Here is a 17851-nt window from a genome sequence, read left to right as displayed (position 1 = left end):
TCAATGCTAAGAGATGGTGTTTTATGGGAAGCGCCAAAAGTTATAAATTAACTATTGACGCCATAGTCTCTTGTTAGCTTTTACATACGCTATAGTCAAAATCTTCGGGTACTTCGTGCGGCATTTGATCAATTTGAAAGTAGCCCCAAATAGAAAACAATATTAAGAAGGTTGGTATTAATAGATGAAACACCGATTTTAAATTACCTTTCCAGCCTCTGAGGATTTTCGTGGGCTTGTACACTTTCATTCCCTTGGGAGGAAACTGTTTATGAATAATACCTTTATAGCCAATTGGAACAGTGACAATACCAATTATGAAAGCACCGAAGAGCGGTATACCTACAAATAACGAATACCACATAACTGAAATTCCAGAGTAACCGAACGGTGTGTGACAATGAACAGTATCTACATACCAATTAAGAAAAGGTAGATACCACTTTTCATTAATTATTAGGCACAGCACACCGAGCAAAAGAAATAAAAATATCCTTTTGTATTTTTCCGGTTTTGAGAACTCTTCTGCGTATTCGATAACTCCCTCCTTGAGTAAAAGCTAACGCCCACCTAACCAGCGGCGTGCTGGTGCAGTTTTTTGCGTCTCTTTGCTAAAAATGTGACAGCTTTAGCCGTCTGGTTCAGGTGCTTGTTAGCAGCTATATATACCGATCTAAACTTCGCTCCAAGATATGGTGTAATTCTCTACCCATCATCATCATTTCTTTATCACCCAAATTCATTTCACGCATAATTGGATGCTCAAAAGTGAAGTTTATTAGCTCAAAGAAAGCTTCAACCGATTCTCTTTTCTCAAAGGAATTATTATCATTTTTTAGAGTTCTAACTAGATCAATACCTGAATCATATAACCAAGGATAATCATCTCTAAACATGCTTAGAGTTATTTGAAAACCAGTTAAATTTTTCTCGAAACGTGGAGAAACATGCATCAGTTCTTCAATCATCATAGGATGAATTTTTCTTCTTTTCTTTGAAGATCGAGATGATTTATCAAATTCGGTAGTATGAATGAGCTTCTTCAATAACATTTGTAATGATTCAAGGTTATTGAACGATTCGCTATCGCCACTGCGAAGCAACTTTTGATTATCCCGCGAAAGGTTCAGAATTTCTTCAAGGATTGCGTTTGAAGCTTCATCCTTCTTTTTCACTACTTTAGCAGGTTCGAGAACTGATTTTGGGAGTTCATTAAGTTGCTCTTCAAGAGTCGGATACCAAACGTCAAAAGCTTTGTCTAATCGTTCAGAAGTCAACTGATCATCATTGCAGGCTTTATTTAAAGATAGTAATAACTTCTTAACATCTTCCTTTTCGAAAACTGTCGATTGAAACTGAAGTATGGGGCCATTAACTTCAACTCTTTTTATATCAAATAAAAATGGGCTTACTGAAGATTTATCCATTGTCTTGGATAAGGCACCAGCTTCAAAAATAAGCCAAGGGGCACGAAGATTTTCTTTTGTAACGCAAAGTATTCCATATGTAGAATCTTCTAATTCAGAGGCAATATCTGTGCTCCATCTAGCCCCTTTATCAATATCTTCTGACGAAACATAAGGCTCTATTGATTGAATTACAGACGGCAACCAATCACGAAGTATCAAGGCCACTTTATGGCTTGTATCCCCTGACCAGCTCAAAAATACTTTCATTTACACTCCTTTAAGATAAACACCACTGTTGATAATGGCTGCTAACAGCTTTATCAGAGGACACTTTCCTCTTTTTATGAGCAACGCATGTCCTTTTAATTACTTTTAATATTAATAGCAAATCCTGTAACACATTGCGAGTATTAAACTTTAAGTCGGGCTGTTCTTTTAATAATATGCAGAAAAGAGGAAAACGTCCTCATTTTTTGACTTAGGAGGAAAAACGCCAGCGCTGTATGTAAATGCAGCAATTACAGATTTAAAATGAAGGCCAAAAGCCTTTTTAAATCATTTAACAGCCACTAAAAAACGGCTGCGATAACGTTAGTAGCCGCTTTAAGTACACTTGTTTGTGTATGCATATTATAAAAGGTGGTTTAGGGGTGGTGGGAGCTGTAAAGCGAGGTCATGAATTATTTACTAAACGCGTCTTCCTGCTTTTGAAACAAGGCTGACACGTTTAATACGAACTTACTTGGCTTTTTTAGCCTCTAGAGTTTCTATTTCACTCCAGATTTTTTCGGCTTCGGCACTTAACATTGCAAAGCTTTTAATGTCGCCTTTTCTTTGTGCCTGCATGCCTTGCTCTAGTTTTACGTCGTATTCTTTACGCAGTTTTTTTATTGGGTCAGGCTTTAAAAATGAAAACATTAGTATTCTCTTAATATATTAAATTATATGTAGTTAGTGTACGCATTAATGGGCTTAATAGTTCTTTGTTTGGTGAAAATGTTTACTTTGTGCCGTTAAAGCGCAAAGTAAACACGGTGTAATTATTAACGTACTGTTTGCTAGTCCTGGTTCTAGTGCTAATGTTTACGTTTTTGGCTCTAGGCGTTTAATACCTTGTCCATCAATACCTAAATAAATAAAACCATCGCTGCCTTGGGCAAGGCTACGTACTCTGCCAATGCCATCGAGTATTTTATATTGCTTAACAACTTTGCCTTTTGAGAGTTCCAGTGCGCTAATAAAAGCAAACTTCATGGAGGCTAGTAATAGTTTACCTTTTAACTGTGGGTATTTATCACTCGTTACATACAACATATCGGAAGGAGCAATAGAAGGGGTCCAGTGTAATACGGGCGATTGCATGCCGTCTTTTTCTTTAAGGTCTGTAAACGTGGTACCGCTGTAGTTAATACCATAACTTACTAAAGGCCATCCGTAGTTAGCGCCTTTATTTATTATATTAAGTTCATCACCGCCGCGTGGACCATGCTCATGGGACCATAAAATATTATTTTGATTGTTAAACCACATACCTTGTGGATTACGGTGCCCATAAGACCATACCGCATGTTTTGCATCTTTTTGTTTAACAAACGGATTGTCGCTTGGGATATTACCATTTTCATGTAAGCGATAAATTTTACCGCCGTCCCGCATGAGATCTTGCGGGTTTATGTCGCGCGAGCCGCGATCGCCAATTGAAAAATAAACATAACCTTTATCATCAAACACAATACGGCTGCCGTAGTGCTGGCCTTTGGTACTATTATGCTCGCCTTTGTATAGCAATTGCTGATCAGATAACTGCGTATGATCGTCACTTAGCTTGGCGCGCATTAGGGCGGTGTTACTTCCGCTTCCTTTGCCTTCACTACTTGAGTAACTAAAGTACAGCCATTGGTTTTGCTTACTATCGGTGTGTAGTGCTAAATCAAGCAATCCACCTTGGCCATTAGCATCAATGTTGGGTAGCCCTGAAACCTTAGCTAACGTAGTTGTATTTTTAGGTAATAAAAATAACGTTCCACTGCGCTCAGATATTAACAAATCACCATTAGCTAAAGGCTCAATAGCCCAAGGTATAACCACACCTTCTGCTGCTGTTACTGCGTTAACGTTAAGCGGTAAAGTATCGAGTTCTTTATAGTTTTTTATGTAATCGCTTTGTGCATTTGCGGGTGCATTAATAGCAAACATAGCAACGGTTAAGCCCGTAAGTATTAGTTTAGGGAGTGTGTTATGTGACATTAAATTTATCATTATGGCTTCCAAAATTAATCCAATCTTACATAACCTTAACATGGCATAAATAAATTTGTTAAGTGTTGAGTTGAATGAAAAACACACACTTATATTTTATAAGATGAACTTTTAACAGAAAATTGTTTTAGCAATTAGCACTAATAAAAAATTGAATAATTACTCTACTGGGGTTGAAAACTAAAAATTTCAGCGTACACTTGTGCGCTGAAGTTTGAGCGTACACGTGTAAGTTCAAAAATTAAGTATTTTACGACCCAAGAGATTAATAGTGATGATAATTAAAGTATTAAACCAATTTTCAAAATGGTTTTTACACCATCAAAGTTTTGCAGGCTATATAGAGCCAATAATGCAGGTGTTTAAACCTGCGTGGCGTGCAGGGCAGTTTAGAGCGCAAGTTGTTAATACGACGGTGCTTAATGGTGGCTTTTTAAGTGTGCAACTTAAGCCAAGTAAACAATGGCCAGCACATACGCCAGGGCAGCACATTAGCTTAACGCTTGAAATTAATGGGCGATTATTAACACGCGTGTTTACCGTGGCTTCAAGCGCTCAGCAATTTAAAAATACAGGTTTAGTGCGCTTACTAATTAAAACGAATACGCAAGGGCGCTTTACTGGCTTGCTCAGCAGTGCATTAAAAGCGGGTTTGTGGTGCAATATTTCTGCGCCAAATGGCGATTTTGTATTTAAAAACACACACACGCCAGCCACTTTTATTGCAGGCGGCTCGGGTATAACACCTATGCTAGCTATGCTTGATGATTACTTAAGCCAAACTACGCAAAAAGTGTCGTTGGTGTATTACGCAAAAGCCACTGAGCATCAATGTGTTGATGAACTGAGTGAGTTAGCGGCGCAATTTGAGCATTTTTCGTTTTTATTATTAACGCGTGAGCAATCAAGCGATATAACCAGCAATATTAAGCCGTGGGAAAATCCAGACATTTACTGCTGTGGTCCTGCAGCATTTATGCAAATGGTGAGTGATTTTGCTAAAACGCATAAGCTAAATTATTACCAAGAAGCATTTGGTTTAGCGCTACCAAGCTTAAACGACGACAGCCAATTTAACGTAAAAATTAACGCCAGTGCCCATGTTGTATCGGGCAACGATGTTTTATTGACTCAGTTTGAAGAAAAAAAGCTACCCGTTAAACGCGGTTGCGGTATTGGTATTTGTCATCAATGCCAATGTATTAAAAAGTCTGGCGTGGTACGTAATTTAAAAACAGGTGAATTGAGTGACAACGGCGAGCAGTTAATACAACTTTGCGTAAGCCAACCTGTTAGTGATTTGGAGTTACAATTATGAAAAACATTAACTATGACATGCTCGCAAGCGAGTTAGATGCCATTAAAATGGACACCCTTGGCAAAGTAGGTCAACAAGATGCTGACTACATTCGCTCTGTTGTGCGCAAACAGCGAATGTGTGAATGGAGCGGGCGAATTTTGCTTATGCTTGGTTTTATTCAGCCACTATTGTGGGTTGCAGGCGTGCTGTTATTAGCGCTTGCTAAAATTTTAGACAATATGGAAATTGGCCACAATGTAATGCACGGTCAATACGACTGGATGAACGACAAGCAACTTAATTCACAGCATTATGAATGGGATATAGCGTGCGATGGACAAAGTTGGCACCGTATTCATAATTTTGAGCACCATACTTATACTAATATTATTGGTAAAGACCGTGATTTTGGCTATGGATTATTACGCCTGAGCGACGATTTTAATTGGCGTTTAAAAAATGTATGGCAGTTTATTACATACATTAATTTAAGTGTGCTATTTCAGTGGGGCGTGTCGTATCACGAATTGGCTGCAGAGCGTGTTTTTATTGGTAAAAAGAAAGAAAACCGCGAAGGGCTTGTATCGCACTCAACACTAAAACATCGTTTTTTTAGTAAAGGCGCTCGCCAGTTAATTAAAGATTATGCGATATTTCCGTTACTTGCAGGCCCATTATTTTTATGGGTATTAGCGGGTAATTTAGTGGCAAACTTAATCCGTAATTTATGGACATCTACCATAATATTTTGTGGTCACTTTACCGAAGAAACGCAAACATTTAAACAAGAAGACTGCGTAAACGAAACCCAAGGGCAGTGGTATTACCGCCAAGTATTAGGCTCGTCTAATATTAAAGGACCGCATTGGTTTCATGTTTTGACAGGGCATTTGAGCTGCCAAATAGAGCATCATTTATTTCCTGATATGCCGTCTTCGCGCTATCAAGAAGTAGCGCCTCAAGTACAAGCTGTTTTGAAAAAACACGGTGTTGATTATCATACGGGTGGTTTTTTTAGACAGTATACGTCGGTGTTAAAACGTATTATTAAATATTCGTTTAAATAAATATGTTTTAATTAACGAATGAAAAAATCGGTCTGTGTAGCTGCACAGACCGATTTTTTTGTTTATAGCACCCAATGCGGTTGATTTGTAAACAGCACTTGCAAAAAATTCTCTTAGTTAATTAAAAAAGCCTTACTTTAGCTATGGTTAAATGGCGGGTGATTGTCATACAATGGAAGAAAATAGACCACACAAGAGAGATTAAAATGGCCGCATTTGGTACCGTGTTTATGCCGCAGATGATTCAAGCTCGTTTTTCTGATAATAAATGGAGCGAAAGCTCGATTGTCCCTTCCGATAAACTTGAACTTCATGCTGGTGCACACGTTCTTCATTATTCAAGTACATGTTTTGAAGGCTTAAAAGCCTTTCGCCATGAAGATGGTTCTGTTTATCTTTTTAGAATGGATGCAAACATTGCACGCATGCAACAAAGCTCAGCGCTATTAAGCTTACCGAGTTTTGATGGCGATATGCTAAAAACGATGATTATCGATATTATGCGTGAATACGCAGATGAAACGCCACTACCACCAGGCTCTATGTATATTCGCCCAACTCATATTGGTACTGAGGCGGCAATAGGTAAAGCAGCTGCGCCATCAATGAGCTCGCTTTTATATACGTTACTATCGCCAGTGGGTGATTACTTTGCAGGTGGTGCAACTGCACTACGCGTACTACTTGAAGAAGATGGTATGCGCTGCGCTCCGCACATGGGTATGGTAAAAAGTGGTGGTAACTACGCCAGTGCTTTAGCGCCTATTAGTGCTGCACGTATAAAGTACCAAGCAGATCAAATTTTGTTTTGCCCAGGTGGCGACGTACAAGAAACCGGTGCTGCTAACTTTATACTCATTGACGGCAACGAAATTATTACTAAAGCACTCGATAGCACCTTTTTACACGGTGTTACACGCAGTAGTGTTTTAACCATAGCCAAAGATTTAGGTATGACGGTAAGCGAGCGTAACTTTAGCGTTACTGAGCTACTAGAACGTGCAGCAAAACCAGGTACTGAAGCGGCGCTTTCGGGCACTGCTGCGGTACTTACTGCGGTAGGTACGTTTATTCATAACGATAAAGAATATAAAGTAGGTACTGGTGAACCTGGTCCTACTACAGCACGTTTACGCCAAGCATTGAACGATATTCAATGGGGTAAAAGTGAAGACAAACACGGTTGGTTAACTAAAATTTAATCGACTTAATAATCCGATATTGGTTTTCTAATATCGGATTTTTTATAGCGCATTAGAGTTTAGAACGTCTGTTTAGTTTTTAAATTAAGGCAGAGGTATGTTATTGGTTTTCGTCATGCTGATCATTTGCTCTGTATTCAACACCTAATAAATATGAATCCACGTGCGAAATCTCAGTTTTACTTTTGGTTCGGAAAATAGGGAAGCTGCAGGTTTATTTACTCCAATATGTATTTTAAATAGGCGTTTATTTTATTGTTACTACCTACTTTATTGTTATCGATAATAAATATAAAAGGCCGCTACAAAAGCAAAAGTGAATTAACTTTTAGCGATAGCGGGTGGTGGTATTGGCAATGAAATTTGTTTAGGTATTGGCGGTGACTATTTTGGGAAAGTTTTTTTAGAATAAAGACGGTGAAGCATGCTTTGAAGGTGAGGTGGATTTGAATAACGTTGAGTTATTTACAAGCTCATTTGATCTGTTTTTATTATCTTTGGCCCAGCCTGTAATATGTAAACCAAATAGTCTATAAATTCTCATTAATTAATCGGTTTCAAAACTAAATAGTTGCTTATGATTACTTTGCTCTGGTTTTAGTTATAGAGCTTATCAAAGCCGGTTTTTCTAACTTTGAATATATTTACACTGTTTTGGAATATCTGCATGGTTGTTAGTCATGCAGATATTTTAATCAATGATTAAAACTTCATTTCTATTTTGCCGTACACGTAGCGTCCGTTAAATCCGTATGGCGAGAAGCTAGAATAAGCAAATAAGCGTGAGAACGTTGTTACATCGTCTACATTTTCACGGGTTGCATCTGGATAAACATCAAAAATGTTATTAGCACCTAAGCTCAGCGATACGTTTTCACTAAGCGAGTAGGCGACATCTAAGTCAGTGATCCATTTAGGCTTGAGTACTTCGTTAAGTTCTGGTGTTTCTGAAGGGTCTTGTGTTTCACCGTAGCGCGTTGTTCTGAGTGTTGTGCGCCACTGGTCCATATTCCATGTTGCACTTAGGTTGTACTTGTTGCGTGGGGTGCTTACTTCAAAACGACGAAGTTCGTTACCAGAGAATAAGTTGTCTTGATCAAACCCAGCACCTTGCAGCTCTGCTGGGGCATCAATTATATCGGTAACTTCATTTTTACCGTAGTTATAACCTAAATTAAAAGCAACATCGCCATAACCGTCGGTTGCTAGGTTGTACGATGCTACAACATCAACACCGCGCGTTTTACTGTCAATTGCGTTTAAGAAAAAACGCCCTTGATTAGCACCTGTACCTTCAAGTAATTGCTCAATTGCAGCACCTGATAAGTTGTTTGATAGCACGATTCGGTCATCAATTAGTATTTGGTAATAATCAACGGATAAGCTGAAGTTAAAGTCGGTAGACCATGTAAACCCAACGCCGTAGTTTGTTGCTTCCTCAGCATCAAGACCCGGTGAGCCAAGCGCTTTTGCTACATCACTACCTGGCGCAAAAGTACCTGTTTCTGTTGGTTCGCCATCAACAAATACAGTGGCTACTGAGGTGAAAAATTGCTGTTGTAACGACGGCGCTCTAAAGCCCGTTGAGGCAGATGCACGAATTGCTAGGTCTTCAGTTAACGCGTAACGAGTGGCAATTTTACCATTAAGCGTATCGCCAAAGTCTGAGTAATCCTCATAACGAGCGGCAACTGTTAGGTTCCAATCATCGGTTAGGTAAGTTTCAAGATCGATGTAAAAGCTTACGTTGTGGCGGCTGTTATCACCTTCGGATTCTGGCGTAAACCCAGGGAATACTTGTGATCCGGCTGCACCAAATGGACCATCAACAGGGTCGGTTACTGCACCACCTGGACCAAACGTACCTTGTGCGTATGAGGCTTCTTCGCCTGCATCTATTTGGTAACCTTCACGGCGGTACTCAGCACCTACCGCTACGTTTACAGAACTTTCTAAAAAGCTTACGTCTACTTCACGGCTCAAATCAACGTTTAAAGTAAGTTGGTCGTACGTCAGTGTGCCTGCGTCAAAACTAGTTTGGCTAGTAGGTCCGAATGAAGTATTTAAGCTATTAGTGACACCAAACTCAAATGCATCTTGTCCGTACACTGCCGATACATCGTAATTCCATTCGCTTACAAAGCCTTTAACACCAAGAGCGAGTGAAAAATCGTTTATGTCTGAAGTAATAACAGGTAAAAATCCGTCTGGGTAAATTTCTTCTATATTACGGCTATCACTTGCACGGCGATAAAACCCGCCGCCTTCGCCTTCACGTTTGCTGTAAGAGCCAAATGAATATAAGTCGGCATTGTTTGTTAACTGGTATCCGGCGTTATAAAAAACAGAAAGGTCTTCAACATCGCCATTACCAAAATTATGGTTATAACGATTTACAGTAAGTTCGCGTGGGTCCAGGGAGCCGTCATCTAAACGCGCGTAGTTTTCGCGTTGGTCGTAGTCTGAGCGATTAGTTGAATGGCGGTCGCGGTATTCTGTTGAGATATTTAAAAAGCCATTTTCGCCAAGTTCAAACCCCATATTACCTTGTAGCGTTAATGTTTGACCGTCGGTTAGTGAGCGATCGCTGCCCTCGGTAAATGCCAAATTGCCATCGCTGCCTTCAGATACAGATTTTAGCTCTGGTACTCCATCCATTTCAGTAACGTTAGCGCCGTAGTTTGCTGAAAATGAGCCACCACTACTGGCACTTTTAAGTACGATATTAATAACGCCAGCTATAGCATCAGAGCCATATTGCGCTGCTGCGCCATCGCGTAACACTTCAATACGAGCAATTGCATTTGCCGGAATCGCGTTTAAATCAACTGATGAAGAACCACGACCCGTTGAGCCATTTAAATTAAGTAATGCATTACTGTGACGGCGTTTACCATTAACAAGTACTAATGTGTGATCGGGGGCTAAACCACGAAGTTGAGCAGGGCGTACGTGGTCACTACCATCGGTAAGGGATGCCTGCGGGAAATTAAAGCTTGGTAATAAGCTACTCAGTAGCGCGTTTGTTTCTGTTTGGCCTGAATTATTAAGTGCGTCTGCACCTATAATATCTATTGGTACTGCGCTGTCTTCTACTGTGCGACCTAATCGGCGAGAGCCTATTACGCTTATTTGTTCTATGTTTTCTTCTGCTTTAGTGTCTTGTGTTGCAGCGCTTACAGAAAGCGAACCTAGTAGCGCGGCAGATGCGCTCATTGCGAGTAATATTTGTGGCACCGATTGTTGTAATTGAAATAATGGCTTTTTATTCATGTTTTATTTCCCCATACCCGTTGAATTATTTTAGTTTTTGTACAAAAAGGTTAATAATACCAACCCGCAATAATACCTAATCATTTTTAGGGGCTAAACGTGTCGCTACCTGCGTTAAAAAATTCTCATTTACGACTGCATGGATGCAGAAGGTAGAGCAATGCAGGAGCAATTGCCGAGAACAACTAAATAGCGAATTTTTTGCCTAGCTATCAACACGTTTTTCCATCCTCAAAATAGATCATTTAATTAAGCGAATTGGTATAAACTTTTTTGTTACCTTGAACATATACTTAATTAACAAAGTCAGTCAATTGAATAACATTCAATTAATCTAGCTGCTTTTATAATTACATTTGGTCATTTTTTATAATGATCATCGTTTTAGTTATATGAGAGTGATGAATGCTAAGTAATTGATGAATAATGAATTATAGAAGTACTTTAAAATTAACGTTTAATTAACGACTATTAGTGTGATGGAGGGTTGAGTTAATTATCAATGGTGTTCTGTTTTTAGTGGGCTAACAATAAGTAGCTGTTAAGTTATAAATAAAATTAGCGAGAAGGAAATATAAAACCAACCACCAAATGTTAATTTAATTAACATTTGGTGGTTGTTCTACAAATATAATACTGTTTATGAGAATCTATACTTTAAACAACGAAGCAACTTTGTTTTTATAAGTAATTGGTATAAAAAAATATCGTTAAAATTTAATTTTTCCTACGAGCATATCTTTAAACATAACCCAATCTCCCCACAAACTATAAAAAGGATACTTAAAAGTAGCTGGGCGATTTTTTTCAAAAAAGAAGTGCCCGACCCACGCAAATCCGTATCCAATAACAGGTAAAAGCCATAATAAACTGTATTGTTGTGCTAATAACGTAATTGCAATTACTACAATGACTAACGTGCTGCCTATAAAATGCAAACGACGGCAAGTAACGTTACGGTGCTCTTTTAAATAATAAGGGTAAAAGGCTTTAAAGCTTTTAAATGTAGAGTGTGTGCTTTGCATTGTTTGCTCTTTTATCTTTTTAATGAAAATCATGAACTATTAAAGCGTAAGTTTACATTTGTTTACAGCGATAAATGCCGATGAGCTCATCTTAATAGACAAAAGGACTAAAAGTTAATAACTTAGGTGCACTATTAATAACAATTAAGAACGGAACTCATAATGTTTAAGCAAACTTTAGCATGTGCTGTACTACTAGCACTTAGCGGCTGTTCAGAGCCAACTAATATGGCAATTAAAGAAGAAGTAAAAGCACCTATGAAGCAAGTAAATTCAGTTGTATATCCAGAAACTAAAAAAGGTGATGTGGTTGACACTTACTTTGAAGAGGCAGTTAGCGATCCGTATCGTTGGTTAGAAGATGATATGAGTGAAGAAACTGCACAGTGGGTTAAAACTCAAAACGATTTAACGTTTTCTTATTTAGAGCAAATACCTTATCGCGATAAGTTAAAGCAGCGCCTTGAAAAATTAATGAATTACGAAAAAATAGGTCCTCCTTTTACTGAAGGCGATTACACCTATTTTTACAAAAATGATGGTTTGCAAAATCAATATGTTTTATACCGTAGTAAAGATGGCGGCGACGTTGAAGTATTTTTAGATCCAAACAAGTTTAGTGAAGATGGTACGACGTCTATGTCGGGTTTATCGTTTTCAAAAGATGGCTCTTTATTGGCGTATCAAATATCGGAAGGCGGCAGTGATTGGCGTAAAATTATAGTTATTGATACAAAAACTAAAGAGCAAGTTGAAGAAGCACTTGTTGATGTTAAATTTAGTGGCATAGATTGGTTAGGTAACGAAGGTTTTTATTATTCAAGCTACGAAAAACCTAAAGGTAGTGAGCTTTCGGCTAAAACAGATCAACATAAAGTGTATTACCATAAGTTAAGCACTGCTCAATCTGCTGACCAAGTTGTATTTGGTGAAACTGATGCGCAAAAACATCGCTATGTTGGCGCTGACGTAACTGATGACGGACATTACTTACTTATTTCAGCAAGTACGTCTACTTCAGGCAATAAGCTGTTTATAAAAGATTTAACAAAAGAAAACAGTGAATTTGTAACGGTTGTTGGAAATACTGATTCAGATACATCGGTTATTGATAACGAAGGCAGTAAACTGTTTTTAGTAACGAATTTAAATGCGCCAAACAAAAAAGTAGTCACGGTTGATGCAAACAATCCAATCCCTGAAAATTGGGTAGACTTAATTGCTGAAACCAAAAACGTACTAAACCTGACTAAAGGTGGCGATACCTTTTTTGCCAACTATATGGTTGATGCGATTTCGCAGGTAAAACAATACAACAAAAAAGGCGAGCTAATTCGCGAAATTAGCTTACCAGGTGTGGGTACTGCAAGCGGTTTTGGTGGTAAAAAAGAGCAAACTACGCTTTATTACTCGTTCACTAATTATAAAACACCAGGCACTACGTATTCGTTTGATGTAACTACCGGTGAGTCGGGTGTTTATCGTAAGTCGGCTATTGATTTTAATAGTGATGATTACACGTCTGAGCAAGTGTTTTACACATCAAAAGACGGTACAAAAATACCAATGGTAATTACCTATAAAACAGGTATTAAGCTTGATGGTTCAAACCCTACTATTTTATACGGTTACGGTGGTTTTAATATTAGTTTAACACCAAGCTTTAGTCCGGTTAATGCAGTATGGCTTGAGCAGGGCGGGGTATATGCCGTTGCTAATATTCGTGGTGGTGGTGAGTACGGTAAAGACTGGCACAATGCAGGCACTAAATTGCAAAAGCAAAATGTGTTTGATGATTTTATTGCAGCTGCTGAGTATTTAAAAGATAAAAAGTATACATCTAAAAAGCGTTTAGCACTGCGTGGTGGATCTAATGGTGGTTTATTAGTTGGCGCGGTAATGACTCAGCGTCCTGACTTATTTCAGGTGGCTCTTCCTGCTGTAGGCGTACTTGATATGCTACGTTACCATACATTTACTGCGGGCGCTGGCTGGGCATACGACTACGGTACGAGCGAGCAAAGCAAAGAAATGTTTGAATACATTAAAGGCTATTCACCTCTTCATAATGTAAAAGCCGGTGTTGAATATCCAGCCACTATGATCACGACAGGCGATCATGATGACCGTGTTGTCCCTTCGCATTCGTTTAAGTTTGCGGCTGAGCTTCAATCAAAACAAGCGGGTAGTAACCCAACACTTATTCGTATAGAAACAAATGCGGGTCATGGTGCAGGTACACCAACCAGTAAAATTATTGATCAGTACGCTGATATGTTTGGTTTTACACTATATAACATGGGCGTAAAATCTTTATAAAAGTTCCAACTAAATATAAAAGCTAAAAAGGCCGAGTAGATTAAATTTACTCGGCCTTTTTAATAATGCTCAGTTTTATATTACTTACGTCTATTGGTATTACTACTGCATAGGTGAAAACAATCGTTGGTACGTTTTATAAGCGTATTCGTCGGTCATTCCGCTTAAGTAATCGCAAATTATACGCATGCCTTGGTTTTGCTTTTCGGCTTCTATGTATTGCGCTTGTGTTGTTTCGGGCAATAAACGCAGCGGATCGCTAGCAAACGCGGTAAATAACTCTATTAGTAAGTTTTGACCTTTAAACTCTATTTGCTGCATTTCGGGGTCGCGTATTAAACGCTGAAACACAAAATGCTTAAGTATTTGCAATACACTGTCGTATTGGGCATCTAATTTAGCGGTGTACTTTAAAATAGGGCATTCAAAGGCATCGTTTTGAATATCTAAATGTATGTGAATAATAAAGGTATTAACCAGCTCACCTATGGCGTCTTTTCGCTCGTAGTCATTTTTTGAAAACAAACGCTGGGTGAGCGACTCAAGCATGGTGTTTAACCAGTCAAAATTAAGTGCTTTTAAATGAGGCAGAGCATGCGTTTGCCAATCGTCTAACGTAAGTACATGCGTTGCAATCGCATCTTCTAAGTCATGTACGGCATATGCTATGTCATCGGCATGTTCCATAATGGCGCTATCGAGGGATTTATATGTTGTTTTAGCACGGTATTTATCAATAGTGGCATGGTTACCAAGCAACGTTTTATCGTTTTGACTCAGTGGTTCTACTATCCAATTGAATATGGCTGCATCGTCATTGTATAAGCCTTTGGCTGGTCGCCAATCATCTGCTTTTATAAATGCACGACCTGTTGTTGTATCGGGAATGGTATGCCAAAGCGTGTTTATAAATGCAGGATATTTTATAAAGCCTAATAAAGTACGACGAGTAAGGTTCATCCCATGACCGTTGCTGTAGGGCTCAAGCTTTGCAACTATACGCAGTGTTTGCGCGTTGCCTTCAAAGCCACCATGATCGCGCATCATGTAATTTAGCGCTATTTCACCACCATGACCAAAGGGCGGATGACCAATATCGTGTGCTAAACACAGTGTTTCTAGCAGTCCGGTTGATGGAAAGTGCGTAAAATCGCTATGTTGTGCTTTTAAATGGCGCAGTATGCCGGTGCCAATTTGCGATACTTCTAAAGAGTGAGTAAGGCGAGTTCGGTAAAAGTCGTTTAAACCAATGCCCATAATTTGGGTTTTGGCTTGTAATCGCCTAAATGCAGCTGCGTGAATAATACGAGAGCGATCAACCTGCCACGGTGAGCGGTTGTCGTTAGGTCTATGTTTGTGCTGTTCTATTATTCGGCTTTGCCATTGCTTATCCATACTGCTCACTCAGAAATAATTAGTTACGCTAGCAGTATACCCATGCACTTATAAATTGCGAATTTAGGTTATTCGCGTTTACAAAGTGGCTTAGGTATAATGGGACTTCGTATGCTTGTGTATTGACCATGCATAACTAGGGCGTGTTGATCTTTGCGGATTAAATTTGTTCAATCTAGAGGCGATTTAATCGCCCCTAAGAAGAGCCCTTTGGGCGGCGCATGTTTGGCATTTATGCTGCGTTATCGCCTATTTATGGGAATAACCACACTACATAGGCTCTGCCTTACCTAAATGCTAAACATACTACTGCAAACTTAATCACAAAAGGTCAACACGCCCTAATATTTAAAGAGAGAATACATGCTAAAAACCATTTTTAAGTTTTTGTTAACCATATTTTTTATATGGGCACTTGCGTACCCATTTATGCAAAGTGATGACGTAGATACAGATGGACAAACTACCTCTGAATCTAAAAAAATAAAGAAAATAGAAAAACCATTACATAACGTTAAGCTACCTAAGTTTTCAGAATTTACTGATGTAAAAGAAAAAAAACATGCCTTTTTTAATTTTATTCGTCCGCATGTTGAAGCCGAAAATAAAAAAATATTACAGCAACGCGCAAAACTAGAAATTGCACGTATGATGCTACAAAACGATTTGTCGCTTGAGAATAAACAAAGCAAAGACATTGTTAAAATTTTAAAATCGTACGACTTACCAACCACGCTTGATACGCTAACACTTACGCAAGCACTGCGTCGTGTTGATATTATTCCTAAAGAATTAGCACTTATGCAAGCTGCGAACGAATCGGCTTGGGGTACATCGCGTTTCGCACGCATTGGTCTTAACTTTTTTGGTCAGTGGTGTTATTCAAAAGGCTGTGGCATGGTTCCAAAGCGCCGTAATACTGGTGCTGCGCACGAAGTTGCTGCGTTTAAATCGGTAAGAGCTGCTATAAACGCTTATTTTAAAAATATAAACACGCACCCAGCATATAAAGATCTACGTGCTATTCGTGAAAACTTACGCTTAGAACAAAAACCAATTGTAGCAACTGAGCTTACGCATGGGTTATTGTCATACTCTGAGCGCGGCGAAGCGTATATAGAAGAGCTAAATACAATGATTAACCAAAATAGAGCTTACTTTGATGAATAAACGCATTTTAAATTACACCAACGTTACGGCATTGGTATTACTAAGCATTACAGCATTTAACGTAAATGCGAGAGAGTTTGTAATGTCGTATGATGGTTTTTACGACCGCTTAAAAATTGTTAATAAGGGCGATTTTCAATACGCGCGTGTTAATTTTTATATAAGCGATATTGGTACAAATGAATCGTGTGCGATTAAAAGTGGCACTATTCTAACTGAGAATAACGAGTATCCGCTTAACTTTACCGATAAAGCGCAGCTGTTATTACCGTTTGATAAGCAACTTGATACCGATAAAGCGGTTATTGTGGTGCAGCCACAAAATCCAGATCACGATTGCCAATTAAAACTTCAAATAGAAGCAAACGAACTTGAAGGGCTCACACTTTCAAAGCAATCTTTGTATACTATTAACGACGAGTTAGATGAATTATTAACTGATTTATCGGGCTTTTTTGTTAGCAAGTTAATGTGGTTTTTATTACCAGAGCAAAAGGGCGTTGCAGTTACATTTAAAAGCCCAATGCAGTTTGATGATAAAAGTATAACGTGCGAAAAGTCAGTATGTTACTTTGCAGTTGAAGATAACTGGGAAGATGATAACGCGGCACTTGGCGATATATCGCAAGTTATTAAAGTAACGCCTTGGATTGTTAAGTAGCGAGAGTTACGGTTAAATAAGAATGTGTAATTGCCACATAAAAAGCGACATTTAGCTAGGTTGTTAGGAAACTGAGAGATTGATATTCTCTCAGTTTTTTATATATATTATTTTTATCATCTGCTATGTGATCAGATTCAAGCTAGGTACAAAAGCAATTTTATAAGTTTAAATGCTTTTAACTACAATTATTGTCCCAAAACTTAGTATGCTTAATTTCAACTTGGTCAAAAAGGTTTATTTGATTATCGTTATCATCAAAAGATCTAATAAATGCAGAAAACCCATCAGTTTCAGCAGATTTTGTTTCAGGAGTTATCCAAGCTCTATATTTGATTGAACCACTGCCATCTTTAAGTTCACTCAATGGTAAACCCCTTAAGCCTTTCCCACCTTCTGAGTTAATCCAAAAAGAATAATCAACAGTACCATCTTCTTTTTTTGCATAACCACTATTCACATCTTTATGACTAATCCCAAGTTCGCTTATTTCTTTGGGGCTATTTTTTACATTTTCATAAAAAACGTCATAAATAATCTCATTACAAGATTCATCATAAATAGCAATTTTACTGATATATGCTGCTTCTTTAGCTTTATCTGCTGTTTGTTCCCAAATTGTTACTGACTTTTCACCAGAATCAAAATATTGAAAACTAAAAATAGATATACCAATTATTAACAAGACAATAATTGTTACTAGATTTTTATTATTTTTATTATTTTTATTATTTTTATTATTTATTTTTGACTTCATAATATTATTTATCA

14 protein-coding genes are annotated in these 17851 nt (G+C 38.2%); 6 read left to right on the top strand and 8 right to left on the bottom strand.

Annotated elements, in window-relative coordinates:
- Positions 1-73: 73 nt before the first annotated feature.
- From I6F65_RS06425 to I6F65_RS06410, 4 genes are all read right to left on the bottom strand, one after another.
- Positions 74-364: a hypothetical protein gene (locus I6F65_RS06425; protein WP_197112050.1), complete on the bottom strand. Its 291-nt coding sequence runs from the start codon at positions 362-364 to the stop codon at positions 74-76.
- Positions 365-659: 295 nt separating this feature from the next.
- Complete coding sequence (locus I6F65_RS06420; RefSeq protein ID WP_197112048.1) at positions 660-1676, bottom strand: TIR domain-containing protein; 1017 nt, start codon at positions 1674-1676, stop codon at positions 660-662.
- Between the two features lie 471 nt (positions 1677-2147).
- Complete coding sequence (locus I6F65_RS06415) at positions 2148-2327, bottom strand: DUF6435 family protein (RefSeq protein ID WP_002959772.1); 180 nt, start codon at positions 2325-2327, stop codon at positions 2148-2150.
- 165 nt (positions 2328-2492) lie between these two features.
- Positions 2493-3668, bottom strand: coding sequence for a PQQ-dependent sugar dehydrogenase (locus I6F65_RS06410; protein ID WP_197112046.1), 1176 nt, complete (start codon positions 3666-3668; stop codon positions 2493-2495).
- A 274-nt stretch (positions 3669-3942) separates the two neighbouring features.
- On the opposite strand from I6F65_RS06410, the gene I6F65_RS06405 reads away from it, so the two are divergent.
- From I6F65_RS06405 to I6F65_RS06395, 3 genes are all read left to right on the top strand, one after another.
- Positions 3943-4986: a flavin reductase family protein gene (locus I6F65_RS06405; RefSeq protein WP_197112052.1), complete on the top strand. Its 1044-nt coding sequence runs from the start codon at positions 3943-3945 to the stop codon at positions 4984-4986.
- Positions 4983-6035 (top strand): acyl-CoA desaturase, encoded by a 1053-nt coding sequence (locus tag I6F65_RS06400; RefSeq protein WP_166113437.1) that lies wholly within the window; start codon positions 4983-4985, stop codon positions 6033-6035. The genes I6F65_RS06405 and I6F65_RS06400 overlap by 4 nt, the downstream gene beginning before the upstream one ends.
- Before the next feature lie 143 nt (positions 6036-6178).
- Complete coding sequence (locus tag I6F65_RS06395; protein WP_269435953.1) at positions 6179-7237, top strand: branched-chain amino acid aminotransferase; 1059 nt, start codon at positions 6179-6181, stop codon at positions 7235-7237.
- Positions 7238-7939: 702 nt separating this feature from the next.
- Here the strand turns inward: I6F65_RS06395 and I6F65_RS06390 are convergent.
- Positions 7940-10510: a TonB-dependent siderophore receptor gene (locus I6F65_RS06390; protein WP_197112044.1), complete on the bottom strand. Its 2571-nt coding sequence runs from the start codon at positions 10508-10510 to the stop codon at positions 7940-7942.
- A gap of 710 nt (positions 10511-11220) precedes the next feature.
- On the bottom strand, positions 11221-11535 hold the full coding sequence (locus tag I6F65_RS06385) for a DUF962 domain-containing protein (protein WP_024610070.1): 315 nt from the start codon (positions 11533-11535) through the stop codon (positions 11221-11223).
- Positions 11536-11697: 162 nt separating this feature from the next.
- Here I6F65_RS06385 and I6F65_RS06380 point away from each other — a divergent pair, with 162 nt between their 5' ends.
- Positions 11698-13854 carry a prolyl oligopeptidase family protein gene (locus tag I6F65_RS06380; protein WP_197112042.1) on the top strand — a complete coding sequence of 719 codons (2157 nt, stop codon included), beginning with the start codon at positions 11698-11700 and terminating at the stop codon, positions 13852-13854.
- Between the two features lie 102 nt (positions 13855-13956).
- Here I6F65_RS06380 and I6F65_RS06375 read toward each other — a convergent pair whose 3' ends face one another.
- A complete protein-coding gene (locus I6F65_RS06375) occupies positions 13957-15249 on the bottom strand; it encodes an anti-phage deoxyguanosine triphosphatase (protein WP_166113449.1) in 1293 nt (430 codons plus the stop codon).
- 363 nt (positions 15250-15612) lie between these two features.
- On the opposite strand from I6F65_RS06375, the gene I6F65_RS06370 reads away from it, so the two are divergent.
- Both I6F65_RS06370 and I6F65_RS06365 read left to right on the top strand, forming a co-directional pair.
- Entirely contained in the window at positions 15613-16419 is an 807-nt protein-coding gene (locus I6F65_RS06370; RefSeq protein ID WP_024610073.1) for a glucosaminidase domain-containing protein, read from the top strand.
- A complete protein-coding gene (locus tag I6F65_RS06365) occupies positions 16412-17080 on the top strand; it encodes a DUF2987 domain-containing protein (protein WP_024610074.1) in 669 nt (222 codons plus the stop codon). Before I6F65_RS06370 ends, I6F65_RS06365 begins: the two co-directional genes overlap by 8 nt.
- A 178-nt stretch (positions 17081-17258) precedes the next feature.
- Here the strand turns inward: I6F65_RS06365 and I6F65_RS06360 are convergent, their stop codons facing one another.
- Positions 17259-17837 (bottom strand): hypothetical protein, encoded by a 579-nt coding sequence (locus I6F65_RS06360; RefSeq protein ID WP_197112041.1) that lies wholly within the window; start codon positions 17835-17837, stop codon positions 17259-17261.
- Positions 17838-17851: the final 14 nt, after the last annotated feature.

This window comes from Pseudoalteromonas sp. SWXJZ94C (assembly GCF_015864385.1).
Classification (GTDB): domain Bacteria; phylum Pseudomonadota; class Gammaproteobacteria; order Enterobacterales; family Alteromonadaceae; genus Pseudoalteromonas.
The sequence above is the reverse complement of the archived record's forward strand: the minus strand, read 5'-3'. Positions and strand labels throughout refer to the sequence as shown.